The organism is Rhodoferax aquaticus, from assembly GCF_006974105.1.
Lineage (GTDB): Bacteria > Pseudomonadota > Gammaproteobacteria > Burkholderiales > Burkholderiaceae_C > Allorhodoferax > Allorhodoferax aquaticus_A.
Window position 1 is genome coordinate 2443614 of the sequence record NZ_CP036282.1, and the last position, 18433, is coordinate 2462046.

Consider the following 18433-nt stretch of genomic DNA (forward strand, 5'->3'; position numbering starts at 1 on the left):
ATGTCTTCATACGAAGAGCGAATTCGGGTGGTCAAGCTCTACGTCAAACACGGCAAACGTACCAGACCGACCATTCGGCAGTTGGCCTATCCGACGAAGAATTCACTCAAGGGTTGGTATCGAGAGTACGAACGGAATCGGGACTTGCAGGTTGTGTACACCCGATGCACTGGGATCCCCATGCCGGTAGTTGCTTACCGCTTGGATTGAAGAGCTCCACCCCGAGGTTCGTCGGCGCATTGTCGGGCGTGCACCGAATGTTCAACACCCACCGGAGGTAAAGAATGCGGCAGTTCAAGCGCTCTCTGGGCTCACTCAGTCCCTTGGAATACCAGCCGACGCTCGTATGCCCCTAGGCCAGCTCTGCCTTGACTTTTGCTGCAGCTTGCAAATCCTCAAATGCGGCATGGACCGACAAATAGACCCGGCCACTGAGTCCCTTCCACAAAGCGGAGTGAACCAAGCGATCTTGCACTGGGCCTTTGACTTCGGCAAAGTGCAAACGCATGTGCTTAGCCCCCAAGTCACGGTTGATGTCGGTAAGCACCTCCAGCGCCGTGGTGTCCACCCGATTCACCGCACTCATGATGAGCACCACATCTTGGGTGAGGGGTGCTTTGACAAGCTCCGCACTGAGCCTTGCCTCGACAGCGCTGAGGTTGCCAAAAAACAGGCTCTCGTCAATCCGCAAAAACAAGGCCGAATCTATCGTTTCAACACCATGGCGTTCAATGTTTCGAAAGTGCTCGGTCCCAGGTATGCGACCAATGACGGCAATGTGCGGCGTGCTGGCGCGCACCAATAGCGTGGCCAAAGACAGCCCTATGCCGATGGCAACACCTAAGCCCAAACCAAACACCAACACGCCAAGAGCCGTACCCAAGAGCGCCATCGCGTCGGCCCGGTCATAAGACCAGGCTTGCCAGAACGCCTTGACTTCGATCATGCCTACGGCGGCGACCACTATGCTGGCGGCCAGTACCGCCAGAGGCAAGCGCTCCAACCAGTGGGTGCCGAGCAGCACCATGCACAGCATGGCGACTGCGGCAACAAGGCTGGCCAATGGGCTTTGGGCCCCTGCCGACACATTGATGGCTGAACGTGACAAACCTCCTCCCACAGGCATGCCGCCATAGAACCCTGCCATGACGTTGGAAAGCCCAAAACCCACCAACTCGCGGTTGGCATCCACGCGCTCACGGCGCTTTGCTGCCAAAGCCTGCGCCATGGTGATGTTTTGTACCGTCCCGATAAACGCCAAAACCAGTGCAGGGGCGGCCAAGGTTTGCAAGGTGCCCCAGTTAGGCACAAAGAACTGGAAGCCTGCACCGCCTTCGCGCACTGGGCCCACCACCGCCACTTGGTGGGTATGGTCAAGATCAAACCCCACGACCAAGGCCACAGCGAGGGCAAGCACAACCAAAGGCATTACGCGCAGCAAAAACTCAGCTTGCGCAAGCGAGGTCCCCACACGCTGGGCCCAAGATACGAGGCGCCAGCGGCACACCAGCAGCCACACCAAGGCAGAGCCGCCCAGCAGCACTGTTACAGGACTTACGAAACTGAGGGAGCCCAATAAGGCCTGCAAGGTATGCCATGTGTTGCCCGCAGGAATCTGCACACCCAGCAAAAACTTGAGCTGGCTCACGACAATCAAAATGGCCGAGCCCGAGATAAAGCCGCTGACCACTGGGCGGCTCAGCAGTTGCGACAAAAAGCCCAGCCGAAGCAGGCCAAAGACAAAGATCAACACGCCCGAGCACAGCGACAAGGCTGCGGCCAACGCGATGTAGGCATTGCTGCCGGGCACCGCCAAGGGGCTGAGCACGGCATAGGTCATGATGGCGGTGATAGCCACGGGCCCCACCGCCTGCGTCATGCTGCTGCCAACCCAGGCGTACACCAGCACAGGCAAGATGCTCACATACAGGCCCGCCTGGGGTGGCAAGCCTGCCAGCAGTGCGTAGGCCAAACTCTGCGGAATGACCAAGACTGCCACTATGAGCCCCGCCAACACGTCAGTCCACAAAAGCTGGCGTTTGTACTGCGTGATCCAAGGTGGCAAGAATTGCATGCGTAGCCCGCCTATCGGTTGAAAGGCCCCAGCTTACCCCACCCACTTGCGCGCATTGCGCCACAACTGCATCCACGGGCTGTGTTGGCTTGCATCGAGCTTGGTCCAGCTCATTTGGATGTTCCGGAACACACGCTCGGGGTGCGGCATCATCGCGGTAAAGCGACCGTCAGCGGTGGTCACGGCTGTCAAGCCACCTGCGCTGCCGTTGGGGTTGAAAGGATAGGCCTCGGTGGGTGCACCCGTGTTGTCCACGAAGCGCATGGCACCAATCGCCTTGTCCGCGTTGCCCCGGTACTTGAAGTTGGCATAGCCTTCACCGTGCGCAACCGCGATGGGCAGACGCATGCCAGCCAAGTCACGGAAGAACAGCGATGGTGATTCCAGCACTTCCACCATGCTCAGTCGGGCTTCGAAACGCTCGCTTTGGTTGGTGGTAAAGCGTGGCCAATCTTGCGCACCAGGGATGATGTCGGCCAACTCGGCAAACATCTGGCAGCCGTTGCACACGCCCAGGCCAAAGGTATCGCTGCGTCCAAAGAAGGCTTTGAATTGGTCGGCCAACACTTCGTTGAAAGTGATAGAGCGCGCCCAGCCTATGCCTGCGCCCAAAGTGTCGCCATAGCTGAAACCGCCACAGGCCACCACGCCTTGGAAGTCGGCCAACTTGGCACGGCCGCTTTGCAAATCGGTCATGTGCACATCAAAGGCTTCAAACCCCGCTTCGGTAAAGGCGTAGGCCATTTCCACATGGGAGTTCACGCCCTGTTCGCGCAACACGGCCACCTTGGGACGGCTCAGGTGCACGGCGGGTGCCGCTACATTTTCAGTCGCTGTTTGCGCAGACTGGATGAGCGCTGCAGCACTATTTGGCACATAAACATGCATGCCGGGATCGTTCTCAGCCCCGGCGGCGGCGTGTTCGGCATCCGCACACATTGGGTTGTCGCGCTGCTGGCAAATCTTCCAGCTCGTGGCGTCCCACACTTGGTGCAGGTCTGCCAGTTTGGCACTGAAAATGGCTTTGGCATCGCGCCAAATTTGCACCTCGCCCACACCTGCTGCGACAGCGCCGCCTGCGGGACGGGTTTTGCCAATCACATGGCTGTGTTTGGACAGTCCGTGTTCGCGCAGGGTTTGCATCACTTCTGAACGCTGTGCCGTGCGAATTTGCAGCACCACGCCCAACTCTTCGTTGAACAAGGCTTGCAAGGTGCGCTCGTCTCGGCGGGCGCTGACTTGCCCTGCCCAGTTTTTGCTGTCGCCAACGTCTGCGCGGCTGTCGCTGATGCCATCGCCTTCGGTAACGAGCATGTCAACGTTGATGGCAACACCCACATGGCCCGCAAACGCCATTTCCACCACCGTAGCCAACAAACCGCCATCACTGCGGTCGTGGTAAGCCAGCACCTGGCCTTGCGCCCGCAAGGCGTTTACAGCGGCCACCAAACTCACCAAGTCTTGCGCGTGGTCCAAATCGGGCACGGCGTCGCCCACCTGATCCAAGGTCTGCGCCAAGATGCTGCCCGCCATGCGCGACTGCCCACGGCCCAAGTCGATCAAGACCAAGGTGGTGTCTTCAGTGGCGTTGAGCTGCGGCGTGAAGGTGCCGCGCACATCAGCCAAAGTCGCAAAGGCACTCACGATGAGCGACACCGGAGACGTCACTTTTTTATCAGCGCCCTGCACCTTCCACTGTGTGCGCATGGACAAGGAGTCTTTACCCACGGGGATAGAAATGCCCAATGCTGGGCACAACTCCATGCCCACGGCTTTGACCGTGGCGTACAGCGCCGCGTCTTCGCCGGCCTCGCCACAGGCGGCCATCCAGTTGGCGGACAGCTTCACGCGGCCCAGCTCAATCGGTGCGGCCAGCAAGTTGGTGATGGCCTCCGCCACCGCCATACGCCCCGAGGCGGGTGCGTTAACGGTAGCCAAGGGTGTGCGCTCGCCCATGGACATGGCTTCGCCCGCAAAGCCTTTGAAGTCGGCCAATGTCACTGCACAGTCGGCCACGGGCACTTGCCAAGGGCCTACCATTTGATCGCGGTGGGTTAGGCCGCCCACCGTGCGATCACCAATGGTGATCAAAAAGCGCTTGGACGCCACCGTTGGGCTAGCCAGCACATCAATGACCGCTTTTTGCAGGTCGACACCCGTGAGGTCTAGCGGCTTAAAGCTGCGCTCCACCGTCTTGACATCACGGTGCATTTTGGGCGGCTTGCCCAGCAAGACATTCATAGGCATGTGGACTGGTGCCCCCACGCTCCCCACTGCGTATGGTTCGCTGCCCCCCACGGGGGCCCCCGCGGGGGCCCCCGCGGCTTGGGACGGCCCGGCGCCGCTCACGCCGTTGTCGTACACCACCAGCTCACGCTCTTCAGTTGCCACACCAATCACTGCAAACGGGCAACGCTCGCGCTCGCACAAAGCTTGGAACTGCGCCAAAGATTCGGGCGCAATGGCCAACACATAGCGTTCTTGGCTCTCGTTGCACCAGATTTCTTTGGGTGCCATGCCGGACTCTTCGAGCTTGACGGCGCGCAAATCAAAGCGTGCGCCACGGCCGGCATCGTTGGTGAGCTCAGGAAAGGCATTGGACAAGCCGCCTGCGCCCACGTCGTGGATGGCCAAGATGGGGTTGTGCTCGCCTTGCACCCAGCATTGGTTGATCACCTCTTGGGCGCGGCGCTCGATTTCAGGGTTGCCGCGTTGCACCGAGTCAAAGTCCAGCTCTGCGGCATTGGCGCCAGTGGCCATGGAACTGGCGGCGCTGCCGCCCATGCCGATGCGCATGCCCGGGCCACCGAGTTGGATCAGCAAGCTACCGGCTGGAAACTCGATTTTGTGGGTTTGCCCGGCGTCGATCACACCCAAACCACCGGCGATCATGATGGGCTTGTGGTAGCCACGCAGCACGCTGTCTTGGGCGCTTTGCGCGGTTTGCTCGTACTCGCGGAAGTAACCCAGCAAGTTGGGGCGACCAAATTCATTGTTAAAGGCAGCGCCGCCCAAGGGGCCTTCCACCATGATTTGCAGTGGGCTGGCGATGTGCTCAGGCTTGCCCTCTTTGGCGTCAGACCAGCCGCCCCACAGCTTGGAAACGGTAAAGCCCGTCAAACCCGCCTTGGGCTTGGAGCCACGGCCTGTGGCACCTTCGTCGCGAATTTCACCGCCAGCACCTGTGGAGGCACCGGGGAACGGCGAAATCGCTGTGGGGTGGTTATGGGTTTCCACCTTCATCAAAATGTGGTTAGTCTCGCTACGCTTTTCATAGCTGGGTGCGCTTATTCCATGGCCGCCAGCGGCAGAATTGGCGGCCTTGGCCACAAAACGTTCGACCTGCACGCCTTCCATGACCGAGGCGTTGTCAGAGTACGCCACCAGCATGTACTGGGGGTTGAGTTGGTGCGTGTTGCGAATCATGCCGAACATGCTCTTCTCTTGCGCCACGCCGTCAATGGTGAACTGGGCGTTGAAAATTTTGTGGCGGCAATGCTCGCTATTGGCCTGCGCAAACATCATCAGCTCCACATCCGTAGGGTTGCGACCCAGCGCAGTGAAGGCATTGACCAAGTAATCAATCTCATCGGCCGCCAGGGCCAGGCCAAATTGGGTATTGGCACCAACCAAAGCGTCTTTACCGCCGCCCAACACATCCACATGGTCCATGGGCGCGGGCTGCAGAGCATGGAACAGCTCTTGGGCTTGGGCGCGGTCCAGCATGGCGCTTTCTGTCATGCGGTCATGCAGCAAGGACGCAATGCGCTCTAACTCTGTCGTACTCAACACCGTTTTAGACAACAGACCATGTTTGACGGTGATGCGGTATTCCACCAAGCGCTCAATGCGTTTGACGGCAAAGCCGCAGTTGTGAGCGATGTCGGTGGCTTTAGAAGCCCATGGCGACACCGTGCCAAAACGTGGGCTCACCACAATGGTGACGCCATCCGCAGCGGCGGTATAAGGGTCACCGTAGGTCAAGAGACCAGCCAACTTGGCGGCCAGGGCCTCGTCCAAGGCCGTTTCACTGGCTACCAGATGGACAAAACGGGCGCTGATGCCCGCTATTTTTTCATTCACACCCTGCAGAGCAGGCAAAAGTTGTTGGGTACGGAAGCTGCTCAGGGCGTTGCTGCCCTCGAAAGAGGTGATATGCAGGGTCACTGTGGTGGCCTTGTGAAGAGAGGGCTGAGGGAAGCCTTAGATTTTACCCACCCCGCTGAGCGCAAACGTATACACATGGCAAGCAATTCCCACCAATGGGATAATTGCGGGATGACTATCACCTACAAAGACGCCCAAGGCATTGCGGGCATGCGCATCGCAGGCCGCCTTGCCTCCGAAGTTCTCGACTACCTCACGCCCTTTGTGAAGCCCGGCGTGACCACCAACGCGCTGGACAAACTAGCGCACGACTACATCACCCAAGTGCAAGGCGCTATCCCCGCGCCACTGAACTACACCGGGGGTGGTAACACCCCCTACCCCAAGTCCATTTGCACTTCGGTCAACCATCAGGTGTGTCACGGCATTCCTAACGACAAGCGGCTCAAAAAAGGCGATGTCGTCAACATCGACGTCACCGTCATCAAAGACGGTTGGCATGGCGATACCAGCCGCATGTTCATGGTGGGCGATGTGTCCATCGCTGCCAAGCGCTTGAGCCACATCACGTATGAAGCCATGTGGCATGGCATCAAGATGGTCAAACCCGGTGTGCACTTGGGTGATATCGGCCACGCCATTCAAAAGTTTGCCGAAGGCCATGGTTTTAGCGTGGTGCGCGAGTTTTGTGGGCATGGCATTGGCCAAGTGTTCCACGAAGAGCCCCAAGTGTTGCACTACGGACGCCCAGGTACGCTAGAAAAGCTGGTCGAAGGCATGACCTTCACGATTGAGCCCATGATCAACGCGGGCAAAAAAGAGATCAAAGAAGGCCCCGAGAAAGACGGCTGGACCATTGTCACCAAAGACCATTCTTTGTCAGCCCAGTGGGAGCACACGGTCTTGGTTACCGCGACCGGCTATGAAGTGATGACCTTGTCCGCAGGTAGCCCTGCCACACCGGCCTTTGTGCCAGCGCAAAGCTAAGACCCACGTCCGCCTACATGCCCACCCACGCTTTGCAGGCCCTGCGTGCCGAATACCGCGCACAAAAGACCCCGCTGCTTAGCAGCATAGGCGCACCAAATGCCACGGCGCGCAGCGTACGCAGTGCCTTGCACAAGCTGTCTGCCCTGGCAGACAGTGTGTTGGTCAAACTCTGGGACCTAGCGGGGCTCAAAGCTCCGTTTGCACTCCTGGCCGTTGGCGGCTTTGGCCGCGGCGAGTTGTTCCCGCACTCCGATGTCGACGTGTTGGTCTTGCTGCCCAACGGCTACTCCACCGACCAAGATGCGGCCCTCAAAGCGCAGGTGGAAGCGTTTATCGGCAGTTGCTGGGATGCCGGTTTAGAAATCGGCTCCAGCGTCCGCACCTTGGACGATTGCCTGGCTGAAGCGCAAAAAGACGTGACCGTGCAAACGGCCCTATTGGAAAGCAGGCTGGTTGCAGGTGATGCAGGCTTGCTGCAGGTGTTTCAAACGGCCTTTTTTGCCGCCATGGACCCGCGTGCCTTCTTTGTGGCCAAAACGTTGGAGATGCGCCAGCGGCACACCAAGTTTGAAGACACGCCCTACTCCCTAGAGCCCAACTGCAAAGAGTCCCCGGGCGGGCTGCGTGATCTGCAGGTGATCTTGTGGGTCGCCAAGGCGGCGGGCTTTGGCAATGATTGGGCCGCACTGGCGGCCAATGGCTTGGCAACACGGTTTGAAGTGCAGCAGATCCAGCGCAATGAATCATTGCTATTCATGATCCGTGCGCGCTTGCACTTGCTCTCCAATAGGCGGGAAGACAGGCTGGTGTTTGATATGCAAAACGCAGTGGCTGAATCATTTGGCTACCAAGCGACTAGCGGACCCGCAGGACACAGCGATACCACGTCTAAACGCAACTTCATTCGCGCCAGTGAATTGCTAATGAAGCGCTACTACTGGGCGGCCAAAGCGGTCACGCAGCTCAATCAAATTTTGCTGATGAATATTGAGGAGCGCCTCAATCCATCGACCCACGCACCGCGCCAGTTGAACGAACGCTTCAACGAAAAAGCGGGCATGTTGGATGTGGCCCGTGACGACCTTTACCAGCGCGAGCCCCACGCGATTTTGGAAACATTTTTGCTGTACCAAACCACGGTCGGCATCAAAGGGCTGTCCGCCCGAACTTTGCGTGCGCTGTACAACGCCCGAGGTTTGATGGACGCAGCCTACCGGCGCGACCCCGTCAACCGCGCCACGTTTTTGCAAATCTTGCAGCAGCCAGAAGGCATCACCCACGCCATGCGGCTGATGAACCAAACCTCGGTTTTGGGTCGCTACTTGTGGGTGTTTCGCAAGATCGTAGGTCAGATGCAGCATGACCTGTTCCATGTGTACACCGTGGACCAGCACATATTGATGGTGCTGCGCAATGTGCGCCGCTTCTTCATTGTGGAACATGCGCATGAGTACCCGTTTTGCTCTCAACTCGCCTCGGGCTGGGATAAGCCCTGGTTGTTGACTATCGCAGCCTTGTTCCATGACATTGCCAAGGGGCGCGGTGGCGACCATTCAGAACTCGGTTGCCTAGAAGTACGCCGCTTTTGCAAGCAACACGGCATTGCGACGGAAGATGCGCAGCTCATAGAGTTCTTGGTCCAAGAGCACTTGGCCATGAGCCGCATCGCGCAAAAGTCTGACTTGAGTGACCCCAGCGTCATCGCCGACTTTGCCAAGCGCGTGGGCACGGAGCGTCGTTTGACCGCGTTGTATTTGCTTACTGTGGCAGATATTCGAGGTACCTCCCCCAAAGTCTGGAACGCATGGAAAGGCAAGTTGCTAGAGGACTTGTACCGTTACACCACCCGTGCCTTGGGCGGCATTGCTCCAGATCCCCATGCAGAGGTTGAGCAGCGCAAGCGTGAGGCCTTGGTGATGATTGCATTGCATGCCATGCCCTTTGAAGCCCACAAGCCACTTTGGGACACTTTGGATGTGAGCTACTTCATGCGGCACGACGCAACCGACATTGCTTGGCACGCCAAACAGTTGTCTAGGCATGTAGGGACCACAACACCCATCGTGCGCTGCCGGCGTTCTCCTTTGGGCGAAGGCCTGCAAGTGCTGGTCTACACCCAGGACCAACCGGATTTGTTTGCCCGCATTTGTGGCTACTTTGACCAAGGTGGCTTTAGTATTTTTGATGCCAAGGTGCACACTACGCTGCAAGGCTATGCATTAGACACATTCCAAGTCGTGAGCAGCACCGACATGGATGAGCACTTCCGCGAGATTACAAGCTTGTTGGAAAACGGACTCAGTGTCGCCATTGCCAACGCGGGCCCCCTACCCGTGCCCAGCAAAGGCCGCGTATCTCGCCGCGTGAAGAGCTTCCCGTATGCCCCGCGAGTGACCCTGCGCCCTGACGAGAAAGCGCAACTCTGGCTGCTCAACATCTCCGCTAGCGACCGACTAGGTCTGCTCTACTCCATCGCCCGCGTGCTGGCCAGCCACGGCATAGCGGTGCAACTCGCCAAGGTGGTGACCTTGGGCGAGCGGGTGGAAGACACCTTCTTGATCCATGGCCCGCAGTTGCAACATAACCGCGCGCAAATTGATATTGAGACCGAACTGCTCAAAGCCTTAGCGGCTTAGTGCTCGGACCAAGAAGGCGTTCAGGCTGAGGAGCGGCCCTACTTGGCCGCCAACCCCATCGCCCGGGTAATCACTTCTTTCATGATTTCGTTGGTGCCGCCGTAAATGCGCTGCACACGCGCATCGGCATAGGCGCGGGCGATGGGGTATTCCCACATATAGCCGTATCCGCCAAACAACTGAACGCATTCGTCCATCACCTTGCATTGCAGATCGGTCGTCCAGTACTTGGCCATGCTGGCCGTCGCCGTATCAAGCTTGTCTTGGCAAATGAGCTCGCAACATTTGTCGACAAACACCTGCGCAACCTGCACCTCGGTTTGTAGCTCAGCCAAGGTGAAGCGGGTGTTTTGGAAGCTGGCCACTGGTGCGCCAAATACTTTGCGCTCTTTCACGTAATCTACCGTCCAGTCGATGGCCGCTTGCGCGGAAGCCACTGCGCTGATAGCAATCTGCAAGCGCTCCCAAGGCAGCTGTTCCATCAGGCAAATGAAGCCACGGTTTTCATGGGCTTTGCCACCCAGCAAGTGTTCCGGCCCCAGACGCACATTGTCAAAAAACAGCTCGGAGGTGTCCTGCGCTTTCATGCCCACTTTCTTGAGGCGCTTGCCGACGCTGAAGCCCGGCATGCCGCGCTCTACCAGCATCAGGCTGGTGCCTTTGCCGCCAGCTGCGGGGTTGGTTTTGGCGACCACGATGACCAGGTCAGCATGCCAACCGTTGGTGATGAAGGTCTTGCTCCCGTTAAGCAGGTAACTGCCGTCAGGCTGCTCTATGGCGGTGGTCTTGATGCCTTGCAGGTCTGACCCAGCAGCTGGCTCGCTCATCGCGATGGCACCAATCATTTCGCCCGTGGCCAGCTTGGGAAGGTACTTGGCTTTTTGCTCAGGCGTGCCGTAGTGCAGGATGTACGGCGCCACGATTTCGCTGTGCAGGCTGAAGCCAATGCCGGTACAGCCCGCGCGCGCCACCTCTTCAAATTGGATCACCGAGTAGAGCTTGTCTGCCTCGGAGCCGCCATATTGCTCGGGCATGCTCATGCCCAAAAAGCCGTTCTCCCCGGCCTTGTTCCAGACTTCGCGGGCGACATAGCCTTGGTCCTCCCAGTCGGCATGGAAGGGTGCGATTTCCTTGTCAATGAACTTGCGAAAGCTGTCGCGAAACGCTTGGTGGTCGCTGGAGAAAAGGGTACGTTCAATCATGGAGAACCTTGCAATGTTGGATGGCGTGGTGGGGAAAAGAGCTGTCTATCTATTTTTACAAAGCATTTGCTTGGCAAAAAGAATATACTGCAAATCACGGTGGGGCCCTAGACCCCACACCTTAGAAAACACCTGATTCAGCACCCAAGTAAACCTAGAACTGGAGACAAGATGACCGAAGCCTATGTGTTTGACGCAATCCGCACGCCCCGTGGCAAGGGCAAGAAAGACGGCAGCCTGTATGAAGTCAAGCCCGTCAACCTGCTCGCGGGACTGTTGACCGATTTGCAGCAGCGCAACCAGTTCGACACCTCACACGTCGATGACGTGGTCATGGGCGTGGTGTCCCCCGTCGGCGATCAGGGTGCAGTGATCCCCAAGGTGGCCGCGCTCAAAGCAGGCTGGGACTTCCAAGCGGCCGGTGTGCAGATCAACCGTTTTTGCGCGTCGGGTTTGGAAGCTGTGAATATGGCCGCCCAAAAGGTGCGCTCCGGCTGGGAAGACCTGGTCGTGGCCGGTGGTGTGGAAAGCATGAGCCGTGTGCCCATCGGCTCAGACGGCGGCGCCTGGGCCATGGACCCCGAGACGAATTCGCAGACCTTGTTCGTGCCCCAAGGCATTGGCGCCGACCTGATTGCCACGCTGGAAGGATTTAGCCGCGCCGACGTAGATGCATTTGCGCTTGAATCGCAGCGACGCGCAACAGCCGCCCAAGCCGCAGGCTACTTTGACCGCTCGGTAGTGCCAGTCAAAGACTTCTTGGGCCAAACCATTTTGGGCAAAGACGAATTCATCAAGCCCAACACCACGCTGGAAGGCCTGGCCGGTCTCAAGCCCGCGTTTGCCGACATGGGCGGCATGGGCTTTGACGCGGTGGCGCTCACCCGCTACCCGCAGGTAGAGCGCATCCACCATGTGCACCACGCAGGTAACTCGTCGGGCATTGTGGACGGTGCTGCCGCCGTACTGGTCGGCAATGATGCCGCCGCCAAAGCCCACAACCTGCAACCACGCGCGCGCATCGTCGCCACCGCCTTGAGCGGTGCAGACCCCACCATCATGCTCACCGGCCCCATGCCCGCCACGCGCAAGGCACTGGCCAAAGCTGGGCTCACGGTCAATGACATCGACCTGTTTGAAGTGAATGAAGCTTTTGCCGCTGTGGTGATGCGCTTCATGAAGGAGATGAAAGTGCCGCACGACAAGGTCAACGTGAACGGTGGGGCCATTGCCATGGGCCACCCGCTAGGCGCCACCGGTGCCATGATTTTGGGCACGCTGATTGACGAGCTGCACCGCCGCAAGTTGCGCTACGGCCTGGCCACTCTGTGTGTGGGCGGCGGCATGGGCATTGCCACCATCGTCGAGCGCCTTTAAGTCAAAAGTGCCACTATCGCCCATAGATATTGGGCTAGCAGCTCCTCAATCAATAGCATTTTCACCATCACCATGAAAACCATCCAGTACACCTTGGCCGACGGCATCGCCACCATCACCTTTGATGAGCCGGACTCCCCGGTCAACACCATGTGCCTGCAATGGCAAGACGACATGGATGCCGTCGCGGCGCAAGTTCTCCAGGACAAAGACGCCATCAAAGGCATCTTGCTGGCCTCCAACAAGACCACCTTCTTTGCGGGGGCCGACCTCAAAGGCGCGATGCGCCTGCAGCCTACGGACGCCACCAAAATCTTCCAAGAGATTGAGCGCGTCAAAAAGAACTTCCGCACCATTGAGACGCTGGGCAAGCCGGTGGTCAGCCTGCTCAATGGCACCGCTTTGGGTGGCGGCTGGGAGGTGGCGCTCGTTGGCCACCACCGCATCGCCATTGACGACCGCAAAACCCAGTTTGGCTTGCCCGAAGTCACGTTAGGCCTGCTGCCGGGCGCAAGCGGCGTCACCAAGATGACACGCCACCTGGGTCTGATGGGCGCTCAGCCCTACTTGGTGGAAGGCAAAACCTTCAACCCGAGCGAAGCCAAAGGCCTGGGCCTGGTGCACGCGCTGGTAGCGCCCGGACCCGATGCCGCCGCTGAAATGAAAGCCCAGGCGCTGGCATGGATTGCCGCCAACCCGTCTGCCCAACACCCATGGGAAACCAAAGGCTACAAGGTGCCCGGTGGACTGCCCTCATCGCCCGCCGTGGCGCAAATGCTGGTGGTGGCACCGGCTGTCATCAAGAAAAACACCCGCGGCCTCTACCCCGCGCCCGAAGCCATCATCGCTTGTATGGTCGAAGGTTTGCAGGTGGACCTGGAGACCGCGCTGCGTATTGAAAGCCGCTACCTGTCCAAGCTAATGACCGGGACCCAGGCCAAGGCCATGATCAATACCTTTTTCTTCAACCTCAACGCCATCAAGAGTGGCCAAAGCCGACCTGCGGGCGTTCCCCGGTTCAAGCCCAGCAAAGTGGGTCTGCTGGGCGCGGGCATGATGGGCGCAGGCATTGCCTACTGCCAGGCCAGCAAAGGCATTGCCACGGTACTCAAAGATGTGAGCCAGGAGAAAGCCGACCTGGGCAAGAGCTACAGCGCCAAAATCACCCAAGGCCGCGTGGACAAGGGTCGCATGAAGCCCGAGGCACAGCAACAGATCCTCGACCTGATCCACCCCACAGGCAATGCCGCAGACCTGCAAGGCTGCGACCTGATCATTGAGGCGGTATTCGAAAACCGCGAACTCAAAGCCAAGGTGACCCAAGAGTCCGAGCCACTACTCGCAGCAGGTGGTTTTTTTGCATCCAACACCTCCACGCTGCCCATCACGGGCCTTGCCAAAGCCAGCGCCAAGCCCGAGAAGTTCATCGGCATCCACTTCTTCAGCCCCGTGGACAAGATGAAGCTGGTGGAAATCATCAAGGGCAAGCAGACCGACGACGAGACTGTGGCCCGCGCCTACGACTATGTACAGGCACTGGGCAAGTTCCCCATTGTGGTGAACGACTCGCGCGGCTTCTTCACCAGCCGCGTGTTCGGCACTTTCGTCATGGAAGGTGCGGCTATGTTGGGCGAAGGGATTCCCGCCGCAGCCATTGAGAACGCGGGCATCCAGGCCGGCATGCCGGTGGGCCCCTTGGCGGTGCTGGACGAAACCGCCCTCACCTTGAGTCTGCATGTGATGGACCAGACCAAAAAAGACTTTGAAGCCGAGGGCAAGACCTACACCGCAACTCCTGGTGAACTGGTCGTGGAAAAAATGGTCAAAGAGCACAAGCGCCCCGGCCGCGCAGGCGGTGCAGGCTTTTACGAGTACCCCACTGAAAAAGGTGCCAAGAAATTCCTGTGGCCCGAACTCCAAGGTTTGTTTGAAAGGGCCGACTCAGCCTGGAACATCACGGACCTCAAAGACCGCCTGCTGTACCGCCAGGCGGTCGAGACCGCGCGCTGCCTGGCTGAAGGCGTGCTCACTAGCGTGCACGATGCCAATATCGGCTCCATCTTCGGCATTGGTTTCCCCGCCTGGACCGGTGGCGCCATGCAGTTCATTTACGGCATGGGTGTGGATGCATTCGAGAAGCGTGCTGCAGAGTTGGCGCAGCAATTCGGCCCAGGCTTTGTGTTGACGGATGAGGTGAAAGCCGCCATCGCCAAGTTCCAACCCCAGTACTAAGACGCTAAACCAAAGGCCAAGAAGCACGCACTACACTGCCACCATGCTTGCTTCTTACCTTCGCCGCATGCTGTTCCTCAACAGCGCATTTGCTCTGCTCCTTGCTGGATGGGGCGTGGCCTACGCGCACTGGCCTTGGTGGCTGTGCTTAGCGCTCCCCGTGGTGTGGCCCTTTGGCACTACGGCAATCTCTATCTTGGCCAGCACCCTGCAGTCTCGCGCGTCCGGCGTGCCTTGGGGCACTTGGTGGGCCAGCGTGTGGGGAGAGTACCGGGCCTCGGTGCACTTTTTCTTGCTGCGCCAACCTTGGGCCGGGCCAGCGCCCGGCTTGCTAGCTGCGAGCGCGGTGCAAACAACGCGTTTGCGCAAGCCCCCTATCGTGTTGGTGCATGGCTATGTCTGCAACCACCGCATGTGGGACACCATGGGCGCTGAACTTCGCGCCCAAGGCCACAGCGTAATCGCGGTTGATTTAGAACCTGTGTTCACGTCTATTGAGGACTACGCCCCCACGATAGAGGCGGCGGTACAAACTGCACTAATCGCAGACGCTGCGAACCCGAACCCGGGCTCGGGCAAGGTGGTGCTGATTGGGCACAGCATGGGCGGCTTGGCCATTCGGGCGTGGATGCGGGCGCAGGGTGAGGCGGACACCTTGGCCCGCGTGGCACAGGTCATCACCTTAGGCACACCCCATGCAGGCACCCGTTTGGGCACGCCCAAGCTCGCGATCACACCCAACAGCGCCCAAATGGTCTGGCAAAGTGACTACGTCAAAACCTTGGAGAAGCAAGAGCCTGCCAGTGTTCGGTCCTTGCTACGCATCGCCGTCACAGCCCAAGACAATATTGTGTTTCCGCAACTGGCGCAAACCGTGCATGGCATCGTGCCCACCGTGTTTACGGGCATTGGCCATTTGCAAATGTGCAGGCACCAAGCCGTGACAGAGTGGGTGTTAGCCCATTTGATGCAGCTTGCGGTGCCCCAACCAGTCAACGCTGAGGTCTGGCACAAGGCCTAATTGCTTACTTCGATGCGCCTGCGCCGTGGCGCGTCATTGGGCGCGGGCCCCACGACGATGACACGGCCATTGGGTAACGCCACTGCAATCTGCTCGTCGCCCTGCGCGCGCTCGCCTTGCAAATGGTAGATGGTTGCACCATCCACTTCGCTAGACGACACCAATGCGTTTTGGTTGAGCAACGCCGACAATTGCGCAGTGCTCAAGGCTTGCCAATGGAGCTTGGTCATGGAAACACCCTCACCCCCGCTTGAAACTTTGCTACAAAACTTGCGGCATCCATGGGGCGGCCAAACAAATAGCCTTGTACCTGGGTGCAGCCCATGGCCAACAAACGGTCTACTTGCGCCTGGCTCTCGACGCCTTCTGCCACTACCCTTAGCCCCAGGCTCAAAGCCATGGCGATGATGGCCCCAGCGATAGCGGCATCGTCTTCATTGACATGAACATCGTTGATAAACGACTTGTCAATTTTCAATTCATCAATAGGAAAGCGGCGTAGATACGACAAGCTGGAGTAGCCCGTGCCAAAGTCGTCCAAGGAAATACTGAGGCCCAGTTGCTTCAAGGTACGCAGCGCAAGCAGCGTGCTGTTGACGTCTTGCATGACCATGCTTTCTGTCAGTTCAAGCGCCAGACATGCGGGTGCGATACCTGTGGCGGCCACCACCTGCGCCACACGCTCAGCCAAATCTTCTTGGCGGAACTGCCGGGCCGACACGTTGACCGACATCTCCAGTGCACCTAATCCAGCTTCCAGCCAAGCAACCTGCTGGCGGCAAGCCTCGGTCAGCACCCATTCACCTAAAGGCAATATGAGGCCCGACTCTTCGGCCAATGGGATGAACTCAATCGGGTGAATCAGGCCAATTTGGGGGTGGTTCCAACGCACCAAGGCTTCAGCGCCCACGATGCGCTGGGTCAGCAAATCGATTTTGGGCTGGTAGTGCAAAGCGAACTCACCCCGCTCCAACCCGCGGCGCATGGCGCCTTCCATATTCATACGGCTGATGGCGGTTGCCCCCATCTCCGGGATGAACTGGCGCACGCTGTTACGCCCATGCTCTTTGACCCGGTACATGGCGATATCCGCATAGCGCAACAAAAGCTCGCCATGGTCCCCATCTCGGGGGTAAACGGATACACCAATACTGGCGGTCACAAACACATCTACCCCATTGATCTCAATGGGGCGTGCCAGGGCTTTGAGTACTTTTTCAGCGATCACATCGACATCACCCGTTTCGGGCAAGTCGGTCAGTACAAGGACAAATTCATCTCCCCCCAGTCGGGCTACCGTGTCGGTCTCTCGCACGCAACTGTTAAGCCGCTGCGCCACTTCTTTGAGCATGGTGTCGCCAGCACCATGGCCTGACGCGTCATTGACCAGCTTGAAATGGTCCAAGTCCAACAGCATGATGCCTACAAACAGGCTTTGCCGCTTAGCCCACGCGATGGCTTGAATGATGCGGTCATTGAGCAGGTTGCGGTTGGCCAAGCCGGTCAGAGCGTCGTGGTTGGCCTGGTACTCCAACTCTTTTTGGTAGTTCACGCGTTCGGTCGCATCATTGATGACACTCACAAAGTGCGTGGTGTGCTGGCCATCCGCATCTTTGACAGGGGCAATGTGCAACTCGTTCCAGAACTGGGTGCCGTCTTTACGGTAATTGCGCAACACCGCCTGGCCTTCGCGGCGCTCACGCAGTGCACTGCGTATCTCTTCAAGGTCCGCCTGCGCGAGGTCGTCACGCAGCAAGAACCGCCCCTCCCGACCAATGACTTCCGAAGCGCTGTAGCCTGTAATGCGCTCAAACGCAGGGTTTACGTACACGATGGAATGGTCATCTACATCACTGCGGGTGATCATGATTCCATTGCTACTGGAGGACAAGGCTTGCTCACGCAGGAGCAAGGCCTCTTCTGCATCCTTCAGGCGAAAGCGGCAATGGCTGATGTCTTGCTTAACCGACACCAAATGCGTGATGTTGCCCGCCTTGTCACACAAAGGGCTCACAATTTGACGCACCCAGTACTCGCTGCCGTCTTTGCGGCGGCACTGCATATCGCCCTGCCAGTGCTCACCCATCTTGAGCGCATTGAACATGCGCAGTTCAGCCTCACTAGAGGGGGTACTAAGGTCCACCAGCATGCGCTGGCCTATGACCTCCGCCGTACTGTAGCCACTGCCTTTGCAATAGCTGTCGTTGCAAAACACCACTTCCCCTGAGGGTTTGGCAAACAGCACCATATAGGGGCTTTGCTGCACTGACAAAGCCAACATCTCCACGCTGTCTTGCAAATCGTTATAGGGGTGCTGCCCCTGCAGCGCATGGATGGCCTCGGCCAGCTCATGGGTCAACCTCAGCAACACGCCGTGCGCCTCGTGCCCAACACCCAGCGCAAATTCAGCACTTACGCGCAGCTCAGCCAAAGCAGTACCAAAACGGCTCACTGGCAAGGTGGCGTGTTGCACGGCCTCAGGCGAGTTGCTGTGCCGCACTCGGGCTTTAAATACCTGGCTTTGTTCTTCTAGGTCCAACTCCAACTCGGCCGACAAATAGCCCGCACGGGTCACCAGTGCCTTACAAAAACCATGCAACATGGTGGGCAAGTCTTCGGTAAACCACAGGCAGGCTGACAGCTCGCCCAAAAGCATATGCCACTGAGAAAGCCGCTGTGTTTCAGCGGCAAGGGCATCAAGTTCGTTGCTTGTCATGGGGGCAGTGTCCAGTCCTATGTAAAGACGGCGGCAGCGTGTATCGAAAAATTTTACTCCTACGTACCACCTGTGCGC

The 18433-nt window shown here is 58.5% G+C and carries 10 protein-coding genes and 1 pseudogene; 6 read left to right on the plus strand and 5 right to left on the minus strand.

Going from position 1 to position 18433, the window contains the following annotated elements; genetic code table 11:
- Positions 1–253 (plus strand): annotated as a pseudogene (locus EXZ61_RS11240) (IS3 family transposase); the annotation flags it as partial.
- A 99-nt stretch (positions 254–352) separates the two neighbouring features.
- Here EXZ61_RS11240 and EXZ61_RS11245 read toward each other — a convergent pair.
- Together EXZ61_RS11245 and purL are read right to left on the minus strand one after the other, a co-directional pair.
- A complete protein-coding gene (locus EXZ61_RS11245) occupies positions 353–2074 on the minus strand; it encodes a SulP family inorganic anion transporter (protein ID WP_237218934.1) in 1722 nt (573 codons plus the stop codon).
- A gap of 33 nt (positions 2075–2107) precedes the next feature.
- On the minus strand, positions 2108–6241 hold the full coding sequence (purL, locus tag EXZ61_RS11250; protein ID WP_142811858.1) for a phosphoribosylformylglycinamidine synthase: 4134 nt from the start codon (positions 6239–6241) through the stop codon (positions 2108–2110).
- Between the two features lie 75 nt (positions 6242–6316).
- Here purL and map point away from each other — a divergent pair, with 75 nt between their 5' ends.
- Positions 6317–7168, plus strand: coding sequence for a type I methionyl aminopeptidase (gene map / locus EXZ61_RS11255; RefSeq protein ID WP_142811859.1), 852 nt, complete (start codon positions 6317–6319; stop codon positions 7166–7168).
- A gap of 17 nt (positions 7169–7185) precedes the next feature.
- Entirely contained in the window at positions 7186–9807 is a 2622-nt protein-coding gene (locus EXZ61_RS11260; RefSeq protein ID WP_142811860.1) for a [protein-PII] uridylyltransferase, read from the plus strand.
- A gap of 38 nt (positions 9808–9845) precedes the next feature.
- Here the strand turns inward: EXZ61_RS11260 and EXZ61_RS11265 are convergent, their stop codons facing one another.
- Entirely contained in the window at positions 9846–11009 is a 1164-nt protein-coding gene (locus EXZ61_RS11265) for an acyl-CoA dehydrogenase family protein (protein ID WP_142811861.1), read from the minus strand.
- A gap of 171 nt (positions 11010–11180) precedes the next feature.
- Here EXZ61_RS11265 and EXZ61_RS11270 point away from each other — a divergent pair, with 171 nt between their 5' ends.
- The 3 genes from EXZ61_RS11270 to EXZ61_RS11280 all read left to right on the plus strand — a co-directional run bounded on the left by EXZ61_RS11270 (position 11181) and on the right by EXZ61_RS11280 (position 15639).
- On the plus strand, positions 11181–12386 hold the full coding sequence (locus tag EXZ61_RS11270; RefSeq protein WP_142811862.1) for an acetyl-CoA C-acetyltransferase: 1206 nt from the start codon (positions 11181–11183) through the stop codon (positions 12384–12386).
- Positions 12387–12458: 72 nt separating this feature from the next.
- The gene (locus EXZ61_RS11275) at positions 12459–14618 is read left to right on the plus strand and encodes a 3-hydroxyacyl-CoA dehydrogenase NAD-binding domain-containing protein (protein ID WP_142811863.1); all 2160 of its coding nucleotides are present in this window, start codon (positions 12459–12461) and stop codon (positions 14616–14618) included.
- A 43-nt stretch (positions 14619–14661) separates the two neighbouring features.
- Positions 14662–15639 (plus strand): esterase/lipase family protein, encoded by a 978-nt coding sequence (locus EXZ61_RS11280; protein WP_142811864.1) that lies wholly within the window; start codon positions 14662–14664, stop codon positions 15637–15639.
- Here the strand turns inward: EXZ61_RS11280 and EXZ61_RS11285 are convergent.
- Positions 15636–15869 (minus strand): hypothetical protein, encoded by a 234-nt coding sequence (locus tag EXZ61_RS11285; RefSeq protein WP_142811865.1) that lies wholly within the window; start codon positions 15867–15869, stop codon positions 15636–15638. The two genes, EXZ61_RS11280 and EXZ61_RS11285, sit on opposite strands and share 4 nt — an antisense overlap.
- Positions 15866–18355 (minus strand): EAL domain-containing protein, encoded by a 2490-nt coding sequence (locus EXZ61_RS11290; RefSeq protein ID WP_168224750.1) that lies wholly within the window; start codon positions 18353–18355, stop codon positions 15866–15868. Before EXZ61_RS11290 ends, EXZ61_RS11285 begins: the two co-directional genes overlap by 4 nt.
- Positions 18356–18433 lie beyond the last annotated feature (78 nt).

Excerpts from the sequence above, each read along its gene's own strand:
- EXZ61_RS11245 (WP_237218934.1), bottom strand. The coding sequence starts at position 2,074 with ATGCAATTCTTGCCACCTTGGATCACGCAGTACAAACGCCAGCTTTTG.
- map (WP_142811859.1), top strand. The coding sequence starts at position 6,317 with ATGGCAAGCAATTCCCACCAATGGGATAATTGCGGGATGACTATCACC.
- EXZ61_RS11260 (WP_142811860.1), top strand. The coding sequence starts at position 7,186 with ATGCCCACCCACGCTTTGCAGGCCCTGCGTGCCGAATACCGCGCACAA.
- EXZ61_RS11265 (WP_142811861.1), bottom strand. The coding sequence starts at position 11,009 with ATGATTGAACGTACCCTTTTCTCCAGCGACCACCAAGCGTTTCGCGAC.
- EXZ61_RS11270 (WP_142811862.1), top strand. The coding sequence starts at position 11,181 with ATGACCGAAGCCTATGTGTTTGACGCAATCCGCACGCCCCGTGGCAAG.
- EXZ61_RS11275 (WP_142811863.1), top strand. The coding sequence starts at position 12,459 with ATGAAAACCATCCAGTACACCTTGGCCGACGGCATCGCCACCATCACC.
- EXZ61_RS11280 (WP_142811864.1), top strand. The coding sequence starts at position 14,662 with ATGCTTGCTTCTTACCTTCGCCGCATGCTGTTCCTCAACAGCGCATTT.
- EXZ61_RS11285 (WP_142811865.1), bottom strand. The coding sequence starts at position 15,869 with ATGACCAAGCTCCATTGGCAAGCCTTGAGCACTGCGCAATTGTCGGCG.
- EXZ61_RS11290 (WP_168224750.1), bottom strand. The coding sequence starts at position 18,355 with ATGACAAGCAACGAACTTGATGCCCTTGCCGCTGAAACACAGCGGCTT.